Genomic DNA, 20,262 nt, shown 5'->3' with positions numbered 1-20,262 from the left:
GGCACGATAGATAATCATACCTGCGAACGGCAGGCGCGTGAAATCGAGACGTCAGCTGCCGAAGACGCCTCGGTCGGCGTCCGCCAGAGACTCCGGAGTGCGCAACAGGCCGCCCTCGGCGCGACACGTCGCCGCGGCCACATCCATGGCCCGATCGAGCAGCTCCTGCCATCCCTCCACATGGGCAGGTGTACCCTCGGCGAGTCCCGCAGCCACCGCCGCGAGCGTCGCATCGCCGGCACCGACGGTGTCGACCACGCGCCCCGGCAACGCCGAGATGGGAGCGGTGACCACTCCGGCATCCGACTCGAGTGCGGCGCCGTCGGCACCTGCTGTCGCGAGCACGGCACGCACCCCGAGCCCGCGTAGCCGCGCGCGGAGCCCGTCGAGGTCGCCGTCGTAGAGGAGTGCGGCGTCATCCGCGCCCACCTTGACGATCGCAGCCCCTGCGGCCGCACGCTCGAAGCCCCGCACGAACTCCTCGCGGTCGCTCAGCATGCCCGATCGCGGGTTGGGATCGATGGCGAGACGAGCGTCACCGGCGGCGGCCAGGAGAGCGTCGACCTCGGCGGGGACATCGAAGGGGAAGCAGCTGACGGCCACGAGACCGGCATCGGCCATGGCATGCACGGCCTCATCGGAATAGCGGATGCTGCGCCTCTGCGCCGCCTCGTTGAAGACGTACACGGGCTCGCCGTCCGGCCCGCGTTCGACGATGGCCCTCGAAGAGCCGAGCGGAGCCTCACTCGCGATCAGTCTGACGTCGTGGTCCTCGAGGTATTCGCGGATGTGCGCACCCGCCTCGTCATCGCCGACCATCGCGATCAGAGTGGTCGGCACACCGAGTCGTCGAAGGCCGACGGCCACATTCAATGCCGCTCCGCCGACGAGCTCGCGCACACCGGCATCGTCACGGATCTCATCGATCAGCGCGTCTCCGACGACGACGGCACCGGACGCACGGGAGGAATCAACGCTCATTCCGCCGACACTACCGCGCGAACGGCATCTGCGGCGGCACGGTCTGCCTCCCGTTCCCCCGATCCCCCCGGCGCTACGGTGAGCGCATGAACGCGCGACTCGCCGCCGGCGCTGCGGCTCTTCTGCTCATCGCCGTACTGACAGGCTGCGATCCTGCCGGTTCCGGCAGCGCCGAGCAGAGCGCATCGCCTGAGCCGTCGTCGACCTCCACTCCGGGCGACACCACGAGCCCCTCGCCCACGGCATCCCCCACTCCCACGACCGCACCGATCTCCCTGCCGACCGACTGCCGGGCGATCCTCTCGGAAGACGTGCTGGCGCAGCTCGACGGGGTCCCGCTGAACGACGCGGCCTTCGGTCCGTCGGGCGTCGCGGATGACGGTACTCTCACCTGCATCTGGGCGGATCCTCGCGCCGACACCACCCGGCTCGTCACCACGATCTCGCTCATGAACCGCGGACCCGCCCTCGACATGCTGAATGCCCTCGTCACGAACGAGGGCTTCACCTGCTTCGCCCCGGACGGCGGCACACGCTGCGAGAAGACCTGGCAGAACCCCCAGTACCCCGTGACGGACGGGCGCACCCTGTTCTGGCGCGACGACGTGCTGATCGACTCCCGCTACTCGAACCTCGCCCCCTCGGGCTACACGTCGAGCATCATCGCGCACCTGTTCGACTGACCCGCCCCAGACGACGCCGATCCTGTCGCCTCCGACCGGGCACGAAGAAGGCCCCGGGCGCATCGCCCGGGGCCTTCTTCTACTCACTCAGTACGTCAGTTGTACGTACCCGGCGTGATGTCGTCCGTCGAGAACGCGTCGAAGTCGACGTAACCGAAGTCACCGTCTGCGTACGCACCGTCGGATGCGAAGATCCGGTTCGGGTAGCGCTCGCTCTTGGCTTCTTCCGTCGCCTCGACCGTGACGTCGCGGTACTTCGAGAGACCGGTTCCGGCGGGGATGAGCTTTCCGATGATGACGTTCTCCTTGAGACCGACCAGCGGGTCGCGCTTGCCCTGCATCGCAGCCTCGGTGAGCACGCGGGTCGTCTCCTGGAAGGAGGCGGCCGACAGCCACGACTCCGTCGCGAGCGACGCCTTCGTGATACCCATCAGCTCCGAACGGCCGGACGCGGGGCGCTTGCCCTCTGCCACTGCCTCGCGGTTGATCGCCTGGTAGCGCTTGAGGTCGACCATCTCACCCGGGAGCAGGGTCGTGTCGGCGTGATCGACGACGGTGACCTTGCGGAGCATCTGACGGACGATGACCTCGATGTGCTTGTCGTGGATCGGCACACCCTGCGAGCGGTAGACGCCCTGGACGCCACCGACGAGGTAACGCTGCACCTCGCGGGCGCCCATGACACGCATGACCTCCTTGGGGTCGAGCGTGCCGACCAGGAGCGGCTGACCGACGCTGACGTGCTGACCGTCCTCGACCAGAAGCGTCGCACGCTTCAGGACCGGGTAGATCACTTCCTCGTCACCGTTGTCGGGCGTCAGGATGAGCCTCTTGGCCTTGTCCGTCTCATCGATCGTGATGCGGCCATCGGCCTCGGCGATCGGCGATGCGGCCTTCGGGGTACGAGCCTCGAAGAGCTCCTGCACACGGGGAAGACCCTGCGTGATGTCATCTGCGGACGCGGAACCACCGGTGTGGAAGGTACGCATCGTCAGCTGGGTACCGGGCTCACCGATCGACTGGGCCGCGATGATGCCGACGGCCTCTCCGATGTCGACGGTCTTACCCGTCGCGAGCGAACGGCCGTAGCACTGCGCGCAGACACCGACAGCGGAGTCGCAGGTGAGAACCGAGCGCACCTTGATGCTCTCGACGCCCAGCGCGACCAGCTTGTCGATGAGCACGTCACCCACGTCGTCGCCGGCAGAGGCGAGGACCTCGCCCTTGCTGTCGACCACGTCGGAGGCCAGGGTACGAGCGAACACCGAGTTCTCGACGTTCGCGTCGCGCACCAGCTCACCCTGCGAGTTCGGAGCGGCGATCGGGAGCTCGAGGCCCTTCGACGTGCCGCAGTCCTCTTCGCGGATGATGACGTCCTGCGAGACATCCACCAGACGACGGGTCAGGTAACCCGAGTCAGCAGTACGCAGAGCGGTGTCGGCCAGACCCTTACGGGTACCGTGCGTCGCGATGAAGTACTCCGCAACCGACAGACCCTCGCGGTACGAGGAGATGATCGGACGCGGGATGATCTCACCCTTGGGGTTGTTCACCAGACCACGCATACCGGCGATGTTCCGGATCTGCAGCCAGTTACCACGAGCGCCAGAGGACACCATGCGGTTGATGGTGTTGTCCTCAGGGAAGTTCGCCTTCATCGCGGCCTGGACCTCGTCGGTCGCCTCGGTCCAGATCTTGATGAGCTCCTGACGACGCTCGACGTCGGTCGTGAGGCCCTTCTCGTACTGGGACTGGACCTTCGCGGCCTGCTTCTCGTAGCCCGCGACGATCTCAGCCTTGTTCGGCGGCGTGAGGATGTCGCTCAGAGCGACGGTCACACCCGAGCGCGTGGCCCAGTAGAAACCGGCGTCCTTGATGCGGTCGAGCGACGCAGCCGTCTCGACCTTGGGGTACTCCTCGGCCAGCTTGTTGACGATCTGCGACAGCTTGTTCTTGTCAGCCTGCTCGCGGACGAACGGGTATCCCTTGGGAAGCGTGTCGTTGAAGATCGCCTGTCCGAGCGACGCGTCGACGAGACCGTGACGCTCGTAGCCCTCGGGCGCTTCGCCCTCGAGGAACGTCAGACCCGGGATGCGGATGCGGACCTTGGCCTGCAGGTCGAGGGTGCCCTCGTCCTTCGCCAGGATCGCCTCGCCCACCGAACCGAATGCACGGCCCTCACCGGCTGCGCCCGCCTTGACCGTGGTCAGGTGGTGCAGACCGATGATCATGTCCTGCGAAGGCAGGGTGACCGGGCGTCCGTCGGACGGCTTCAGGATGTTGTTCGACGCGAGCATCAGCACGCGGGCCTCGGCCTGAGCCTCGACCGACAGCGGCAGGTGGACAGCCATCTGGTCACCGTCGAAGTCGGCGTTGAACGCCGCGCAGACGAGCGGGTGCAGCTGGATGGCCTTGCCCTCGACGAGCTGAGGCTCGAACGCCTGGATGCCCAGACGGTGCAGGGTGGGTGCACGGTTGAGCAGCACCGGACGCTCGCGGATGATCTCCTCGAGCACGTCCCAGACCTCGGGACGGGTGCGCTCGACGGCGCGCTTGGCCGCCTTGATGTTCTGCGAGTGACCGAGGTCGATTAGGCGCTTGATCACGAACGGCTTGAAGAGCTCCAGAGCCATCTGCTTGGGCAGACCGCACTGGTGCAGCTTCAGCTGCGGTCCGACGATGATGACCGAACGGCCCGAGTAGTCGACGCGCTTGCCGAGCAGGTTCTGGCGGAAACGACCCTGCTTACCCTTCAGCATGTCGCTGAGGGACTTCAGGGCGCGGTTGCCGGTACCCGTGACGGGGCGACCACGACGACCGTTGTCGAACAGTGCGTCGACGGCCTCCTGCAGCATCCGCTTCTCGTTGTTGACGATGATCTCGGGGGCACCGAGGTCGATCAGACGACGAAGACGGTTGTTGCGGTTGATCACACGACGGTAGAGGTCGTTGAGGTCGGAGGTCGCGAAGCGGCCACCGTCGAGCTGCACCATCGGGCGCAGCTCCGGCGGGATCACCGGGACGACGTCGAGGACCATGGCGGCCGGGCTCATGCCGGTCTCCAGGAACGAGTTGACGACCTTCAGACGCTTGATCGCACGGATCTTGCGCTGGCCCTTGCCCTCGGAGATCTGCAGGTGCAGGCTCTCCGCCTCGGCAGCCAGGTCGAACGCCGCGAGGCGACGCTGGATCGACTCGGCGCCCATGTAGGCCTCGAAGTACTGACCGAAGCGGTCCTGCAGCTCGTGGAAGACGTCGTCCTCGGGGCGGAGGGCCCCGACCTCGAGGGTGCGGAAGTCTTCCCACACGCGCTCGAGCTTGGCGATCGCCTCGTCGGCACCCTTGCGGATGAGCGACATCTCCTTCTCGCCGGCGTCCTTGACCTTCTTCTTCGCGTCGGCCTTGGCGCCCTCTGCCTCGAGGGAAGCGAGCTCCTCCTCCAGGCGAGCCAGGCGCTCGGCGATCTTCGCGTCGCGGCGGTCTCCGAGCGTCTTCAGCTCGAGGCGGATGTTGTTCTCCTGCGTGCCGAGGTCGCGGTGACGAGCATCCTCGTCGACCGAGATGACCATGTAGGCAGCGAAGTAGATGACCTTCTCGAGGTCCTTCGGCGCCATGTCGAGCAGGTAGCCGAGACGCGAGGGAACACCCTTGAAGTACCAGATGTGGGTGACGGGAGCGGCGAGCTCGATGTGACCCATGCGCTCACGACGCACCGAGGACTTGGTGACCTCGACGCCGCAGCGCTCGCAGACGATGCCCTTGAAGCGGACACGCTTGTACTTGCCGCAGGCGCACTCCCAGTCGCGGGACGGGCCGAAGATCTGCTCTCCGAAGAGACCGTCCTTCTCCGGCTTCAGGGTGCGGTAGTTGATGGTTTCAGGCTTCTTGACCTCGCCGTAGGACCAGGCGCGGATGTGATCCGCAGTGGCCAGGCCGATGCGAAGCTCATCGAAAGTGTTTGACTCGAGCACAAATTCTCCTGTGTAGGAATTCTTCTGAAGAAATCGGGGAGGTGGGCCGCCGACCGGGCGTGACGCTCAGTCGGCGGCCTGGACCTTAGATCTCGTCGATCGAGGCGGCCTCGAAGCGGCTGGAGATGTTGATGCCGAGCTCCTCCGCTGCGCGGAAGGCCTCGTCGTCCGTGTCACGCAGGTTGACCAGCGTGCCGTCGGCCGAGAGGACCTCGACGTTCAGGCAGAGCGACTGCATCTCCTTCATGAGCACCTTGAAGGACTCGGGGATGCCGGGCTCCTGGATGTTCTCGCCCTTGACGATGGCCTCGTACACCTTGACGCGGCCGAGGATGTCATCGGACTTGATCGTGAGGAGCTCCTGGAGCGCGTAGGCGGCACCGTAGGCCTCGAGGGCCCACACCTCCATCTCACCGAATCGCTGTCCCCCGAACTGCGCCTTACCACCGAGCGGCTGCTGGGTGATCATCGAGTACGGACCGGTCGAACGCGCGTGGATCTTGTCGTCGACCAGGTGGTGGAGCTTCAGGATGTACATGTAGCCCACCGAGATAGGCGCCGGGAACGGCTCGCCGGAGCGGCCGTCGAACATCTGGGCCTTTCCGGTGGAGTCGATCAGGCGGATGCCGTCGCGGGTCGGGATGGTCGCGTCGAGGAGACCTGCGATCTCCTCCTCGCTCGCACCGTCGAACACCGGGGTGGCGACCTTGGTGCCGGGGGCGGCCTCGAAGGCATCCTTCGGGAGCTTGGTAGCCCACTCGGGGGTTCCCTCGACCTTCCAGCCCTGCTTCGCGATCCACCCGAGGTGGGTCTCGAGCACCTGGCCGAAGTTCATTCGACCCGGGATACCCAGCGGGTTCAGCACGATGTCGACCGGCGTTCCGTCCGCGAGGAACGGCATGTCCTCGATCGGGAGGATCTTCGCGATGACACCCTTGTTGCCGTGACGACCGGCGAGCTTGTCACCCTCGGTGATCTTGCGCTTCTGGGCGATGTAGACCACGACGCGGCGGTTGACGCCCGAGCCGAGCTCGTCGTCACCGTCTTCGGCGTTGAACTCCTTGACGGCGATGATCGTGCCCTGCTCACCGTGGGGCACCTTCAGGGAGGTGTCACGGACCTCGCGGCTCTTCTCGTTGAAGATCGCGCGGAGCAGACGCTCCTCGGCCGACAGCTCGGTCTCGCCCTTCGGCGTGACCTTGCCGACGAGGATGTCGCCGGGGCGGACCTCGGCACCGATGCGGATGATGCCGCGCTCGTCGAGATCCTTGAGCAGCTCGGGGCTGACGTTGGGGAGATCACGGGTGATCTCCTCCTTGCCCAGCTTCGTGTCGCGGGCGTCGACCTCGTACTCCTCGATGTGGATCGAGGAGAGGGTGTCGTCCTTCACCAGGTCCTGGCTCAGGATGATCGCGTCCTCGAAGTTGTAGCCTTCCCACGTCATGAACGCGACGAGGAGGTTCTTTCCGAGTGCCAGTTCGCCGTTCTCGGTGGCGGGGCCATCGGCGATGACCTCTCCGACCTCGACGCGGTCGCCCTCGTTGACGACGACCTTCTGGTTGTACGACGTGCCCTGGTTCGAGCGGTCGAACTTGCGCAGGTGGTAGTCCTGCGTTCCACCCTCGTCGAGCATGACGGTGACGCGGTCTGCGGAGACCTCGGAGACGACACCCGGCTTCTCGGCCGTGAGCACGTCACCGGCGTCGATGGCGGTGTAGCCCTCCATACCGGTTCCGACGAGCGGCGAGTCGCTGCGGAGCAGCGGCACAGCCTGACGCTGCATGTTGGCACCCATGAGGGCGCGCTGTGCGTCGTCGTGCTCGAGGAAGGGCACGAGCGAGGTCGCGACCGACACCATCTGGCGCGGGGAGACGTCGATGTAGCCGATGTCCTCCGGGAGGAACATGTCGACCTCGCCGCTACCGCCCTTGGGGCGGGCCAGGACGTGGCTCTCGATGAAGCGACCGTTCTTGTCGAGCGGGGCGTTGGCCTGCGCGATGTTGAAGTCGACCTCTTCGGAAGCCGTCAGGTAGTCGATGTCCTCGGTGACGACGCCGCCCGTGACCTTGCGGTACGGGGTCTCGATGAAACCGAACGAGTTGATGCGCGCGAAGGTCGCGAGAGCACCGATCAGACCGATGTTCGGGCCTTCAGGAGTCTCGATGGGGCACATGCGGCCGTAGTGCGACGGGTGGACGTCACGGACCTCGACACCTGCGCGGTCACGGCTCAGACCACCGGGGCCGAGAGCCGAGAGACGGCGCTTGTTGGTCAGACCCGCGAGCGGGTTGTTCTGATCCATGAACTGCGACAGCTGCGACGTTCCGAAGAACTCCTTGATCGCGGCGACGACGGGGCGCACGTTGATCAGGGTCTGCGGCGTGATCGCCTCGATGTCCTGCGTGGTCATGCGCTCGCGGACGACGCGCTCCATGCGGGAGAGACCGGTGCGGACCTGGTTCTGGATCAGCTCGCCGACCGCGCGGATGCGACGGTTGCCGAAGTTGTCGATGTCATCGGTCGCGATGCGGATCTCGGCCTTCTTGCCCGAGCGGATGCCGGGGAAGGTCTCTTCGGTGCCTGCGTGCAGACGCACGAGGTACTTGATCGTCGCGACGATGTCCTGAACCGTGAGGACCGAGTCGGTGAGCGGAGCGTCGAGGCCCAGCTTGTGGTTGATCTTGTAACGACCCACCTTCGCCAGGTCGTAGCGCTTCGGGTTGAAGTAGAAGTTGTCCAGCAGCGCACGGGCGGCCTCGGCGGCGACCTGCTCGCCCGGACGCAGCTTGCGGTAGATGTCGCGGAGCGCGTCTTCCTTCGTGACGATGGTGTCCTTCGCGAGCGTCTCCTCGATCGAGGTGTAGCCGGCGAACTCCGTGAGGATCTCCTCGCTGGTCATGCCCAGCGCCTTGAGGAACACGGTGACCGACTGCTTGCGCTTGCGGTCGACGCGCACGCCGACCTGGTCGCGCTTGTCGATCTCGAACTCGAGCCATGCACCACGGCTCGGGATGACGCGGGCCGACACGATGTCCTTGTCGGACGTCTTGTCGGGGGTCTTGTCGAAGTAGACACCAGGGGAACGCACGAGCTGCGAGACGACGACGCGCTCGGAGCCGTTGATGATGAACGTTCCCTTGTCGGTCTGCAGCGGGAAGTCGCCCATGAAGACCGTCTGGGTCTTGATCTCACCCGTGAGGTGGTTCATGAACTCGGCCTCGACGTACAGCGGAGCGGCGTAGGTCTTGCCACGCTCCTTGCACTCCTCGATGGAGTACTTCTCCGGCTCGAGGTACGGGTTCGTGAACGACAGCTGCATCGTCTCGCCGAGGTCCTCGATCGGAGAGATCTCCTCGAAGATCTCGCCGAGACCGCTGTTCTCGTTCACGTCGGTGCGGCCGGCCTTCTTGGCCTCTGCGACACGAGCCTTCCAGGCGTCGTTGCCGACGAGCCATCCGAAGGATTCGGTCTGCAGAGCGAGAAGGTCAGGGACCGTCAGCGTGTCGGAGATCTTGGCGAACGAAAGACGGGATGCTCCGCGTCCGTTCTTGGTGGTGGTGGATGTGGATGCGTTGCGAGCAGCAGCCAAGGGAATAACCTCCGTGAGCCCCGCAGGGCTTCTCGATTCCTTTGTCGTCAGGTGGAGTGTGCGCCCGAATGCTCAACGAGCTGCCGACCACCATATGAGGGCAGGGAGAAGCGAGCGCAACTACCAACTATACGCTCGATCTCGCGACATGGCAAGCTCGATCCTTGACCTTCTTCGGATGCTGCGGTAATGGCATCCGAAGAAGGTCGAGGGGAACGCGGCCGAAGGGCCTCAGGAGGCGATGTTGAGTTCGTTCCCCGGGATCGATGCCAGCAGCCGTCGCGTGTACGGGTCCCGCGGATTCGTGAAGATCTCCTCCGACGAGGCCGCCTCCACGAGCGATCCGTCCTTCATCACGCACACGTAGTCGCTGATCAGTCGCACCACCGCGAGGTCGTGCGAGATGAACAGATAGCTGAGCCCGTACTCGGTCTGCAGATCGCCGAGCAGCTTCAGGATCTGATCCTGCACCAGCACGTCGAGCGCCGAGACCGGTTCGTCGCACACGATCAGCTCGGGCGAGAGAGCGAGCGCTCGCGCGATCGCCACACGCTGACGCTGACCTCCGGACAGCTCCGACGGGTAGCGCCGCAGCATCGACTGCGGCAGGGCCACGTCGTCGAGCAGCTGACGGACGCGCTTGCGCCGATCTGCGCCGCTCCCCCGCTTGTAGAAGTCCAGCGGTTCGGCGATCAGCCGCTCGATCGTGAACATCGGGTTCAGGCTCGAGTACGGATCCTGGAAGATCGGCTGCACCTTCTGACGGAAGTCCCGCGTCTCGGCTCTACTGAGCGAGGCGATGTCCTTGCCCTCGTAGCGGATCAGCCCGCTGGTCGGCTCGATGATCTTCAGCAGCATCCGCGCCGTGGTCGTCTTGCCGGAACCGGACTCGCCCACGATCGCGACCGTCTCGCCTCGCGGGATCGCGAGGGACACGTCGTTCACCGCGACGAAGTCCTCCTTCTGCCCCCGCACCGGATAGACCTTGGTGAGGTTTTCGATCTCGACGATGTTGTCGGCCGTCGACGGAGCATCGCCCGCCTCCGCATCCTCCGACGCCCCGGCATCCGAGGGACCCGCCGGGCGATCCTCCACCTGGAAGGCCTCGGGGCGCAGACGCGCTGCGGCCACCGACGGCGCCGCCTTCACGAGCGACTGAGTGTACGGATGCTGCGGATCCTCGAGGATCTGCTTCGCCGGCCCCTGCTCGACGACCTTGCCGCGGTGCATCACGATGACGCGTTCCGCCCGCTCGGCCGCGAGTCCCAGATCGTGGGTGATGAGCAGCACGGCGGTGCCGAGCTCCCGTGTCATCTCCCCGATCTGATCGAGGATCGTCTGCTGCACCGTGACGTCGAGCGCGCTGGTCGGCTCATCCGCGATCAGCAGTCGCGGCTTGCACGCCAGACCGATCGCGATCAGCGCGCGTTGACGCATACCGCCGGAGAACTCGTGCGGATACTGCTTCGCACGCTTCTCAGGGTCGGGCAGGCCCGCAGCGGTGAGCGCCTCGACGACCTTCTCCTGCACGTTCTGCCTCGTGGCCAGCCCGTGTGCGAGGAGCGTCTCGGCGACCTGGGTGCCGATCTTGGCGACCGGGTTCAGGTTCGACATCGGGTCCTGCGGGACGAGCCCGATGTCGCGACCGCGGATCATCCGCAGATCGTGCTCGGGCGCATGGGCGATCTCGCGGCCGTCGAGGCGGATGCTGCCGGCGGCCACACGGCCGCCTCCGGCGAGCAGGCCGATGATCGCCATCGCCGTCGTCGACTTGCCCGATCCCGACTCCCCCACGATCGCGACGGTCTGCCCCGGCGCGATCTCGAGATCGACGCCCTCGACCGCGTGCACGACGCCGTCCATGGTGGCGAAGTCGACGGCGAGTCCCTCGACCGACAGAAGAGGGGCGTCCGGATTCTGATTCACTTTCGCAGCGTTCATCGTGCTCTCGTCCTCGGGTCCATGGCCTCGCGCAGCGCTTCACCGAACAGGGTGAAGCCGAGCGCGGTGACCGCGATGCAGATACCGGGCAGGAATGCCAGCCACGGCGCGATGGCGAGTTCCGCCTGCGCATAGGTGAGCATGCGCCCCCACTCGGCCGTCTCGGGGCGACCGCCGCCGAGACCGAGGAACGACAGCGCCGCCGCATCGATGACGGCGGTGGCGAGCGTCAGCGTTCCCTGCACGATGACCGGGCCGATGGCGTTCGGCAGCACGTGCGACATCGTGATCTGCCCGCGGCCCAGACCCAGGGTCTGCGCCGAGAGCACATAGTCGCTCGATCGCTGCTGCAGCATCGACGCACGCAGCAGTCGGGCGAAGATGGGCACCTGCGATGCGCCGATCGCGATCATCACCGCGAAGGGCGTCTGACCGAGGATCGCCGCGATCGAGACGGCCAGCAGCAGGTTCGGGACCGACAGGATGATGTCGACGACACGCATGATGACCGTGTCGACCCAGCCGCCGAAGGTGCCGGCGAGCAGCCCGAGGATCATTCCGCCGACGAGTCCCAGCGCGGTCGAGATGACGCCGATGAGCAGTGACGCCTGTGCACCCCAGATGAGCTTGGAGAGCACGTCTCCGCCGAAGCGGTCGAGTCCGAGCGGGAACTCGGGGATCTCCCCCGGGCCGGGGATGTTGGTGGGCGTGATGTACTTCGCCCCGGGGAGCGCGGTCTCGGGGTACGGGGCGAGGATCGGTGCGAGCACCGACACGAGGATGAACACCAGGACGATGCCGGCGCCGATCCAGGCGGTGGGGTTGCGACGGAGGCGGCGGAACACGTCGCGCCAGAATCCGCCAGGCCCCTCTTTGAGGCCGGCCTGGTTGACGGCGACGGTGTCGACGACCGAGCCGCTCGCCGCAGACGGGCCCTGTGCGGGTGGGAGCGAGATGGTCATGACGCGACCCCCTTTCGGAGAACGAGACGGGTCATCACTGCACCCGCACTCTCGGATCGATGAAGCTGTACGACACGTCGACCGCCAGGTTGATCAATGCGTAGGCGATCGCGATGAAGATGATGAACCCCTGGAGCACCGGGAAGTCCCTCGTGAAGATCGCCCTCGCGAGGAACGAGCCGATGCCGGGGAACGCGAAGACGGTCTCCGTGAGCACGGCGCCCGATATCAGCAGACCGGTCTGCAGGCCGATCGTGGTGATGACCGGCAGCATGGCGTTGCGCAGGATGAACCGGCTGCGCAACGTCGAGGCTCCGACGCCCTTCGCCCGGCCGGTGCGGACGTAGTCCGCGTTCTGCACCTCGAGGACACTCGCCCTCGTGATGCGGACGATGATCGCGAGCGGGATCGTGCCGAGCGCGAGCGCCGGGAGCACGAGATGCATCAGCGCATCCCACGACGCATCGAACTCGCCGGTGATGATGCCGTCCCACACGTAGAACCCGGTCGGATGGGTGGCGTCTATTCGAGGGTTCTGTCTGCCGTCCGAAGGCAGCCATCCCAGCTGCACCGCGAAGACGTATTTCAGGATGAACGCGAGGAAGAACACCGGGATGGTGATGCCGACGAGGCTCAGGACCACGGAGGCGTGGTCGGTGAACTTGCCGTGACGGCGGGCGGCCCAGTAGCCGAGAGGGATGCCGACGCCGATCGCGAAGATGAGCGCCACGACGCTCAGCTCGATCGTCGCGGGGAAGCGACGGAAGAACTCCTCCGTCACGGGCCTGTTGGTCTGGATCGAGGTGCCGAAGTCGCCCTGCAGAAGGCGTCCGACCCAGATGAAGTACTGCTCGATGATCGGCTTGTTGAAGCCGTAGAGCTCGTTGACCCTCGCGATGGCATCCGGAGTCGCCTTCTCGCCGAGAAGAGCGACGGCCGGGCCGCCAGGGAGGGCCCTGACCCAGGCGAACAGCAGGATGCTGAGGCCGATCAGGGTGGGAATGAGGAAAAGCAGTCGCCTGCCGATGGTGCGCAGCAAGAGGTCTCCGTTGATCAGAAGGTACGCCGGTCCCGGGCCTCCGCGGCGAGCGCGGAGACCCGGGTGGGCATCTCAGTCGGTCAGACCTACTTGGTGAGGACGATGTCCGTGAAGACCTCGTCGTTCACCGGGCTGGCGGGGTAGCTCTCGACGCGCGGGTCGAACGCCAGCGTGGGCGCCGGGTGCGCGAGAGGAACGCCGGGGATGAACTGAGCGACCATCTCGTTGATCTCCTCGTAGAGGGCCGTCTGGTCCTCGAGGTTGGAGACGCCGCGAGCCTCGTTCAGCTTCTGGAAGAGCTCCGGGTTGTCGAAGCCCCACTCGGAGCTCTGCTGGCCGAAGAACACGCCGACGAAGTTGTCGGTGTCGTTGTAGTCGCCGGTCCAGCCCAGCAGGTGGATGCCGTGGTCGGACGTACCGGTGGTGCGGTCGAGGTACTCGACCCACTCCTCCGAGACCGGGGTGGTCTCGACGCCGACCTCGGAGAGCTGCGACGACAGGACCGTGAAGATCTGCTCGGGGTCCGGCATGTACGGACGCGAGACGTTGACCGGGTAGTTGAAGGTGAGCTTCAGCGGGTTGGCCTCGTCGTAGCCGGCCTCAGCCAGCAGGGACTTCGCCTTCTCGGGGTCGTAGTCGTACGTCGTGACGTCGGGGTTGTACCCGTTGACGGTGTCGGGCACGAACTCGATCGCCTTCTCTGTGCCCTCAGGCAGGACCTGGCTGATCAGCGCGTCCTTGTCGACCGCGTACGAGAGCGCTTCGCGGACCTTCGGGTCCTGCAGCTCGGGGATGGCCTGGTTGAACGCGAGGTACAGGATCGTGAACGGAGGGCGCGACACCATGGTGAAGCCGTCGTCCTCGAGCGCCTGGGTGTCGGCGGGGCCGACCAGGTCGTAGCCGTCGATCGAGCCGGACTCGAGCGCCTGACGACGCGCGGTCGGGTCGTCGATCGTGCGGAAGATGATCTCGTCGATCTGCCCCGCGTCACCCCAGTAGTCGCCATAGGCCTTGAGCGAGACCTGCTCGCCCGGCGCCCACTCGTCGAACTGGTACGGGCCGGTGCCGACGGGGTGCCCCATCGCGTACTCGGACAGCACCGGCGCCTCGGCGGAGCCGCTGACGTCGTCGGCGCCGAACTCCTGCAGGGCCGACGGGCTCTGCATCGCGAACGACGGCAGCGACAGCGATGCGACGAAACCGGCGAACGGCTTGTTCAGGTCGATCGTGACGGAGTAGTCGCCGTCGGGCGTGCACGACTTGTACACGGCGTCGGCGGGGTTGTCGGCGTAGCCCTTGAAGAGCTTGTTGTAGTAGTAGCCGAAGGCCTCGGACGCGGCGAGACCGGTCCAGTTGAACCAACGGTCGAAGTTCGCACACACCGCTTCGGCGTTGAACGGCGTGCCGTCGTGGAAGGTGACGTCCTCCTTCAGAGTGAAGGTGTGGCTCATGCCGTCTTCGGACGACTCCCACGACTCGGCGAGGAGCGGGGCGGGGTCGGCGGTGCCTGGTTCGGTGCCGACGAGACCCTCGAAGATCTGACGGGAGACGCGGAAGCTCTCACCGTCCTGGGCGAATGCCGGGTCGAGGCTCGCGGGGTCCGACGACGCGGCGAACACGAACGTGCCGTCCACATCTCCTGAGCCCTCGGAGCCGTCGTCGCCGCGCTCGCTGGCGACGCATCCCGAGAGGACCAGCGCGGCGAGCGCTGCTCCGGTGACGGCGATGAGTCCTCGCCGACGCATGACTTTATGGTGCATTGTGTGACCTTCCTGTCGAGCGCTGCAGTGCGCGTTCCGGAGGCGTCTTCGACTCCGGAAACGGTGATGCCCTCGACGCTACCCAGTGGGTACACCGTTGCAAAACACCTCCAGGTTGCATTCCTGTTACGGATGTTCGGCAGCACGGCCGATCCGGTAATCTCCAGAACGTGCCAGACACGTCTCCCCTCGCCGTCTGCGTCGGCGAGGGCCTGGTGGCCCTCGTCCCCGCCACCGCCGCCCCTCTCGAGGACGTCCGGACCTTCCACCGCTCCCTCGCCGGAGCGGAGTGGAATGCCGCGATAGCCCTCGCCTCTGCGGGCATCCGCACCGCGGTCGTGTCCCGGGTGGGCGACGACGGATTCGGTCGCTTCCTCACCGCCGAGCTGCGCAGGCATGGGGTCGACGACACCGCCGTCGAGGTGGATCCGGAGGCTCCCACCGGCCTCTACGTGAAGGAGTTGTCACCTCGGCCCGACGGGTCGGTCGACGGGACCATGCACTACTACCGATCCGGTTCTGCGGCGGCAGCGATGTCACCCGCGACGCTCGCCACTTCCTCTGCATCCGAGTTGATCTCGGAGGCGGCGCTCGTGCACACCTCGGGCATCACCCCCGCCCTCTCCGAGACGGCACGGGCAGCTCAGGATGCCCTGTTCGACGCCGAGCGGGAAGGACGTCTGCTCAGCTTCGACGTGAACTGGCGCCCTGCTCTGTGGCGGGGGCGCGAAGCCGAGGGGCGGGCGGCGATCTCGGGTTACGTCCGCCGCGCCGACGTCGTCTTCTGCACGCAGCCGGACGCCGAGGCCGTGTTCGGCACCTCGGACCCCGACCGGCTGCGCGAGCTGTTCCCCGAACCGCGGTACCTCCTCGCCACGAGCCCGCGCGGAGCGGTCGCGTTCGAGGGATCGGAGCGCACCGAGAGTGCGGCACTGGATGTGCCGGTCGTCGAATCGATCGGCGCGGGAGACGCGTTCGCAGCCGGATTCCTCGCGGGGGTGCTCACCGGGCTCTCGCTCACGGGCAGCCTCGCTCGCGCGCATCGCATCGCGACCCGCGCTCTCGCGAGCACGCGCGACCACGTCGACTGACACTCGTCCTCAGGCGGATGCCCCGCCGACGGTCCGGGGTCAGCGGCGGCGGCGCGACGCCGCCGCGTCGTGCGTCAGCTGGAGCGGGATCACGACAGGCTCCCCACGGTGCTGCACGACCCGCACGAAGAGGATGTCGACGAGGGCGAGCTGCGCGATGCGACTCGACATCGCCGCCATGCGGAACGGCGACTCCTGTGCGTAGGTGAGCAGCACGATGTCTGCGGCGAGCGCCAGCGTCGAGTCCGGCGCGCTCGTGACGGCGACGGAGAGGGCGCCGGCGTCTCTGGCGACCTCCACCGCCCGCACGACCTCCTGGGTCTCGCCCCCGTGCGAGAAGGCGATCACGACGTCATCAGGCGAGCGCAGCGACGCGGTCGTGAGGGCGAGATGCGGGTCTGCGGAGTGGGCGACGGAGCATCCGATGCGAGCGAGCTTCTGCTGAAGGTCCTGCGCCGTGAGCGACGACGCGGCCTGCCCGAACAGGTCGACGTGTCGCGCGGCGACCACGGCCAGCGCGACGCGGTCGAGGGCGGCCGCATCGAGTCCCAGCGCCGTCTTCTCGATCGCGTCGATCTCTTGGGACGCGAGCTTGGCGGCGATCGCCGAGGGCTCGTCATCCGGATCGATCGCCGTGGTGTCGAGACCGAACCGGGCCTGCTGCGCCTGAGCGAGCGTCACCGTCCGAGCCACCGCGACCCTCAGCTCGCGGTACCCGCTGAACCCGAGCGACTGCGCGAATCGCGCCACTGTCGACAGCGACGTGTTGCACAGCCGCGCGAGGTCGTTGATGGCGAGATCCACGACCAGCGTGGGGTCTCCGAGAATGGTCTCCGCGACCCGAGCCTCGGCAGCACTCAGACGGGCGATCGATCGGCGCACCAGCGCGAGAACGTCTGAGTCCACGGTGTCATCCTGCCTCAGTCGGCCAGGCCCGCGTCGCCGCGTGACGAGCCGTCTCCGGTCGAGCCCCTGCCGATCAGCCGTTCCCTGGCCGCCTGCGCACCGACCAGACTCGCCGCTCCGACCTCGACGATCGGCAGGGCGAGCGGATGCTGCGGTGCGAGCCCGACGTTGACCACGACGCCGTCGGGGTCGCGGACCGCGGCGCGCTCGACCAGAGATCGCTGCGCGTCGTCCGCGTCCGGTCGATCCAGCAGGATGACGGTGAGGCCGTCGGCCGCGACGGCGGCGTCGAGAGCCTCGTCCTGCTCATCGAGCGAGGTCCGAGCCACGTCGACCCTGGCACGGTGGCCGCCGGCAGCGAGCGCTTCGGCGACGTAGGCAGAGGCGCTGTCGACGGCGAGAGTCGACCGGCGGCGCGCGTCGACGACGGCGAGTGCCTCGGCATCCGCCGTCGCGCCCGTGATCGCCCGACCGACGATCTCGCGTGGATCGAAGTCGACCGGAGCGGATGCCGCGTCGGCACGCTCCCGCAGGGCACCGGCGAGGGTGGCGACCCGAGCTGCCGCCTCTTCGATCCGCGTCCGCTGCAGCGATCCGTCTCGGAGCGCAGCCACGATGCCGTCCCGCGCGTCCAGGAAGTCGCGTCGGTCCTGGTCGGGAAGGGTGGCGCCTCCCCTGTTGGTGGGATTGCCGATGCACAACAGGTCGACGCCCGCCGCGAGCGCCCGTGCCGCGCCGACACCGATGCCGACGGTCTCGCGGATCGCCGCCATGTCGAGGGCGTCCGAGATGATCACACCGTCGAAGCCCCAGTCGCGGAGCATGCCGAGAACCCGGCGGTTCAGCGTCGCAGGCTCGGCTCCCCATGCCGGGACGACGATGTGCGCCGTCATGATCGAGTCGACGCCCGCGGCCACCGCGGTCCGGAACGGCTCGAGGTGCACCCGCTCGAACTCGTCGATGTCGAGCGAGATCACGGGCGACGCGTGATGCGAGTCCAGGTGCGTGTCGCCGTGTCCGGGGAAGTGCTTGACGCACGCCGCGGCCGCGCCGCTCTGGATCCCGTCGACGGCAGCCAGGACGTGTCGCGAGACGAGTGTCTCGTCATCGCCGAACGAGCGGACGCCGATCACCGGGTTGCGCGGATCGGTGTTCACGTCGGCGACCGGCCCGAGGACCACGTTTCCGCCGATGGCAGTGACCCGCCTGGCGAGCTCTGCACCCGACGCCCTCGTCGCCTCGACGTCGTCGAGGAGGCCGAGCTGCCCCGCACCGGGGAGAGTGGATCCGGTCGCGGACTCGAGACGGGTGACGTTGCCGCCCTCCTCGTCGATGCCGATCAGCGCGTCGGGATTGGCGCGGAGGATCTGCGCGCTCAGAGCAGGCAGTCCCTCGCCGATGTTCTGCCCGAAGTAGACCACGCCGGCGAGGCCCTCTTCGAGCTCGGCGACGAGCCACTGCGGAGCCTCGGTCCCGAGGAAACCGGGCCAGAGCACCGCATTGGCGAGTCGTTCGAGCTCGTCCGTCATCCCTTCACCGCTCCTGCCACCATGCCGGCGGAGAGCCGGCGCTGCACGATCACGAAGAAGATCATGACAGGGATCGTGATGATCGTCGATGCCGCCATGATGCTGCCCCAGTCGTTGGAGTGCAGGCCGAAGAACGACTTGAGACCGATCGACACCGTGTACTGGTCTGTGGCGCTGCCGAGGATCGTCATGGCGAAGATGAACTCGTTCCACGCGGTGATGAAGCTGAAGATGCTGGTCGCGACGAGACCGGGCATCACGAGCGGCAGCAGGATCGAGCGGAACATCCGCCACCAGCTGGCACCGTCGATGTACGCGGCCTCCTCGAGCTCCACGGGCACCGCGGCGACGAACCCGCGCAGCATCCAGATGCCGAACGCCAGCGAGAGCGCCACGTAGACGACCATCAGACCCAGGATGCTGTTGAGCAGGCCCAGGCTCTTCACCTGGAGGAACAGTGGGATCACGAGGGCCTCGAGCGGCACCATCTGCACGACGAGGATCATCATGAGGATCGTGGTGCGGAACTTGAAGCGGAAGCGCGCGACGGCGACCGCCGCGAGCAGGCACACCAGGGCGCTGACGAGGACGGTGACGAGCGCCACGATCGCGGAGTTGCGGAGGTAGGTGGCGAAACCGCCGTCGGTGAGCACGAACGCGAAGTTGTCGAACGTGAACTCCTGCGGCAGGAGGGACTGTCCGCCGCTGGACGCCTTGGCGTCGAGGGCACTGGAGACCATCCAGTAGACGGGGAACAGCGTGAAGATCAGGACGGCGGCGATCGCGATGCCGGTGCCGACGCGCGACATGACCGAGGGGCGGGGGTTCACAGCTCGTCCTCCTTCATGAGCGAACGGATGTAGACGATCGTGATGCCGATCAGCACGAGGGTGAGGAGAACGGCGAGGGCGGCACCGAACCCGTAGCGGTTCTGGCCGAAGGACTCGACGTACGACCAGACACCGAGGTTGAGCACCGATCGGTTGCCGCCGCCTCCACCGGGCATCAGGTAGACCTGCGCGAAGACCTTGAAGTCCCAGATCGTCGACAGGATGATCACGACCGAGAAGACGGGCTTGAGCGTCGGGAAGATGATCTTCCAGAAGCGCATCCAGGCGTTGGCGCCGTCGAGGGCCGCGGCCTCCAGCATCTCCTTCGAGACGCCCAGAAGACCGGCGAGAACCGTGATCGCGACGAACGGGAAGCCGTGGTGCACCACGTTGAGCAGGACGATCGCGTAGAACGACCACTGGTTGGTGAACCAGTTCACCGGGTCGTCCATCAGACCGAGGTCCTGCAGGACGGTGTTGAAGATGCCGCGGTCGGCATCGAAGATGAACGTCCAGACGTAGGTTCCGGTGACGGCGGGCATCGCCCAGGCCACCATGATGCAGCTGGAGACGATCGTGCGCCAGACGTTGCCGAGCTTCGCGAGCAGCAGGGCGACGAGCGTGCCCACTGCGACGGTGACGAACACGGCCACGGCGGCGAAGCCGACCGTGTTCGGGAGGACGACCGTCCAGAGTGTCGGATTGGTGAGCGCCTCGACGTAGTTGTCGACGCCGATCCAGTTGTTCTCTCCGGTGTTGATCTCACGCAGGCCGTAATCCTGCAGCGAGAAGATGAAGACCTGGATGAGCGGCCAGAGCATGAGCACCGCGAGGATGACCAGGCCCGGGGCGAGGAGGAGCCAGGGGCGGGCCGTGAGCAGCGAGAGTCCTCGCTTGCGCGGCCGGCCGCCGGCCACGGAGGCGGAGGAGGACTCCGCCTTCGTGGCCGGCAGTGGCGCTTGCACCATCGACATGAAGGG

13 protein-coding genes are annotated in these 20,262 nt (G+C 66.8%); 2 read left to right on the top strand and 11 right to left on the bottom strand.

What is annotated here, in order from left to right; genetic code table 11:
* Nucleotides 1-51: 51 nt before the first annotated feature.
* On the bottom strand, nt 52-981 hold the full coding sequence (locus RQG77_RS12230) for a PfkB family carbohydrate kinase (protein WP_311244955.1): 930 nt from the start codon (nt 979-981) through the stop codon (nt 52-54).
* Between the two features lie 86 nt (nt 982-1,067).
* On the opposite strand from RQG77_RS12230, the gene RQG77_RS12225 reads away from it, so the two are divergent.
* Nucleotides 1,068-1,664 carry a hypothetical protein gene (locus tag RQG77_RS12225; RefSeq protein ID WP_311244954.1) on the top strand — a complete coding sequence of 199 codons (597 nt, stop codon included), beginning with the start codon at nt 1,068-1,070 and terminating at the stop codon, nt 1,662-1,664.
* A gap of 95 nt (nt 1,665-1,759) precedes the next feature.
* Here RQG77_RS12225 and rpoC read toward each other — a convergent pair whose 3' ends face one another.
* The 6 genes from rpoC to RQG77_RS12195 form a co-directional block, all read right to left on the bottom strand.
* Entirely contained in the window at nt 1,760-5,635 is a 3,876-nt protein-coding gene (rpoC, locus tag RQG77_RS12220) for a DNA-directed RNA polymerase subunit beta' (RefSeq protein WP_056309349.1), read from the bottom strand.
* A gap of 85 nt (nt 5,636-5,720) precedes the next feature.
* The gene (locus RQG77_RS12215; RefSeq protein ID WP_056309351.1) at nt 5,721-9,224 is read right to left on the bottom strand and encodes a DNA-directed RNA polymerase subunit beta; all 3,504 of its coding nucleotides are present in this window, start codon (nt 9,222-9,224) and stop codon (nt 5,721-5,723) included.
* Between the two features lie 231 nt (nt 9,225-9,455).
* Nucleotides 9,456-11,165: an ABC transporter ATP-binding protein gene (locus RQG77_RS12210; RefSeq protein ID WP_311244953.1), complete on the bottom strand. Its 1,710-nt coding sequence runs from the start codon at nt 11,163-11,165 to the stop codon at nt 9,456-9,458.
* Nucleotides 11,162-12,127: an ABC transporter permease gene (locus RQG77_RS12205; RefSeq protein ID WP_056309356.1), complete on the bottom strand. Its 966-nt coding sequence runs from the start codon at nt 12,125-12,127 to the stop codon at nt 11,162-11,164. The genes RQG77_RS12210 and RQG77_RS12205 overlap by 4 nt, the downstream gene beginning before the upstream one ends.
* A 34-nt stretch (nt 12,128-12,161) precedes the next feature.
* Entirely contained in the window at nt 12,162-13,166 is a 1,005-nt protein-coding gene (locus RQG77_RS12200) for an ABC transporter permease (protein ID WP_056309358.1), read from the bottom strand.
* 86 nt (nt 13,167-13,252) lie between these two features.
* Nucleotides 13,253-14,926: an ABC transporter substrate-binding protein gene (locus RQG77_RS12195; RefSeq protein WP_056309360.1), complete on the bottom strand. Its 1,674-nt coding sequence runs from the start codon at nt 14,924-14,926 to the stop codon at nt 13,253-13,255.
* Nucleotides 14,927-15,096: 170 nt separating this feature from the next.
* Between RQG77_RS12195 and RQG77_RS12190 the strand changes: the two genes are divergently transcribed.
* Nucleotides 15,097-16,017: a sugar kinase gene (locus RQG77_RS12190; RefSeq protein ID WP_311244952.1), complete on the top strand. Its 921-nt coding sequence runs from the start codon at nt 15,097-15,099 to the stop codon at nt 16,015-16,017.
* Between the two features lie 39 nt (nt 16,018-16,056).
* Here the strand turns inward: RQG77_RS12190 and RQG77_RS12185 are convergent, their stop codons facing one another.
* The 4 genes from RQG77_RS12185 to RQG77_RS12170 are packed head-to-tail and all read right to left on the bottom strand — an operon-like array spanning nt 16,057 to nt 20,256.
* Nucleotides 16,057-16,923 carry a MurR/RpiR family transcriptional regulator gene (locus RQG77_RS12185; protein ID WP_056515928.1) on the bottom strand — a complete coding sequence of 289 codons (867 nt, stop codon included), beginning with the start codon at nt 16,921-16,923 and terminating at the stop codon, nt 16,057-16,059.
* 14 nt (nt 16,924-16,937) lie between these two features.
* Complete coding sequence (locus RQG77_RS12180) at nt 16,938-18,452, bottom strand: glycoside hydrolase family 3 N-terminal domain-containing protein (protein WP_311244951.1); 1,515 nt, start codon at nt 18,450-18,452, stop codon at nt 16,938-16,940.
* Nucleotides 18,449-19,282, bottom strand: a complete 834-nt coding sequence (locus RQG77_RS12175; RefSeq protein WP_056309366.1) for a carbohydrate ABC transporter permease — start codon at nt 19,280-19,282, stop codon at nt 18,449-18,451. Before RQG77_RS12175 ends, RQG77_RS12180 begins: the two co-directional genes overlap by 4 nt.
* A complete protein-coding gene (locus RQG77_RS12170) occupies nt 19,279-20,256 on the bottom strand; it encodes a sugar ABC transporter permease (RefSeq protein ID WP_311244950.1) in 978 nt (325 codons plus the stop codon). Before RQG77_RS12170 ends, RQG77_RS12175 begins: the two co-directional genes overlap by 4 nt.
* Between the last annotated feature and the right edge of the window lie 6 nt (nt 20,257-20,262).

It is taken from the genome of Microbacterium sp. WCS2018Hpa-23 (assembly GCF_031843845.1).
Lineage (GTDB): Bacteria > Actinomycetota > Actinomycetes > Actinomycetales > Microbacteriaceae > Microbacterium.
The sequence above is the reverse complement of the archived record's forward strand: the minus strand, read 5'-3'. Positions and strand labels throughout refer to the sequence as shown.

Coding starts and splice junctions, on each gene's coding strand:
- RQG77_RS12230 (WP_311244955.1), bottom strand. CDS start 981: ATGAGCGTTGATTCCTCCCGTGCGTCCGGTGCCGTCGTCGTCGGAGAC.
- RQG77_RS12225 (WP_311244954.1), top strand. CDS start 1,068: ATGAACGCGCGACTCGCCGCCGGCGCTGCGGCTCTTCTGCTCATCGCC.
- RQG77_RS12210 (WP_311244953.1), bottom strand. CDS start 11,165: ATGAACGCTGCGAAAGTGAATCAGAATCCGGACGCCCCTCTTCTGTCG.
- RQG77_RS12205 (WP_056309356.1), bottom strand. CDS start 12,127: ATGACCATCTCGCTCCCACCCGCACAGGGCCCGTCTGCGGCGAGCGGC.
- RQG77_RS12195 (WP_056309360.1), bottom strand. CDS start 14,926: ATGCACCATAAAGTCATGCGTCGGCGAGGACTCATCGCCGTCACCGGA.
- RQG77_RS12180 (WP_311244951.1), bottom strand. CDS start 18,452: ATGACGGACGAGCTCGAACGACTCGCCAATGCGGTGCTCTGGCCCGGT.
- RQG77_RS12170 (WP_311244950.1), bottom strand. CDS start 20,256: ATGTCGATGGTGCAAGCGCCACTGCCGGCCACGAAGGCGGAGTCCTCC.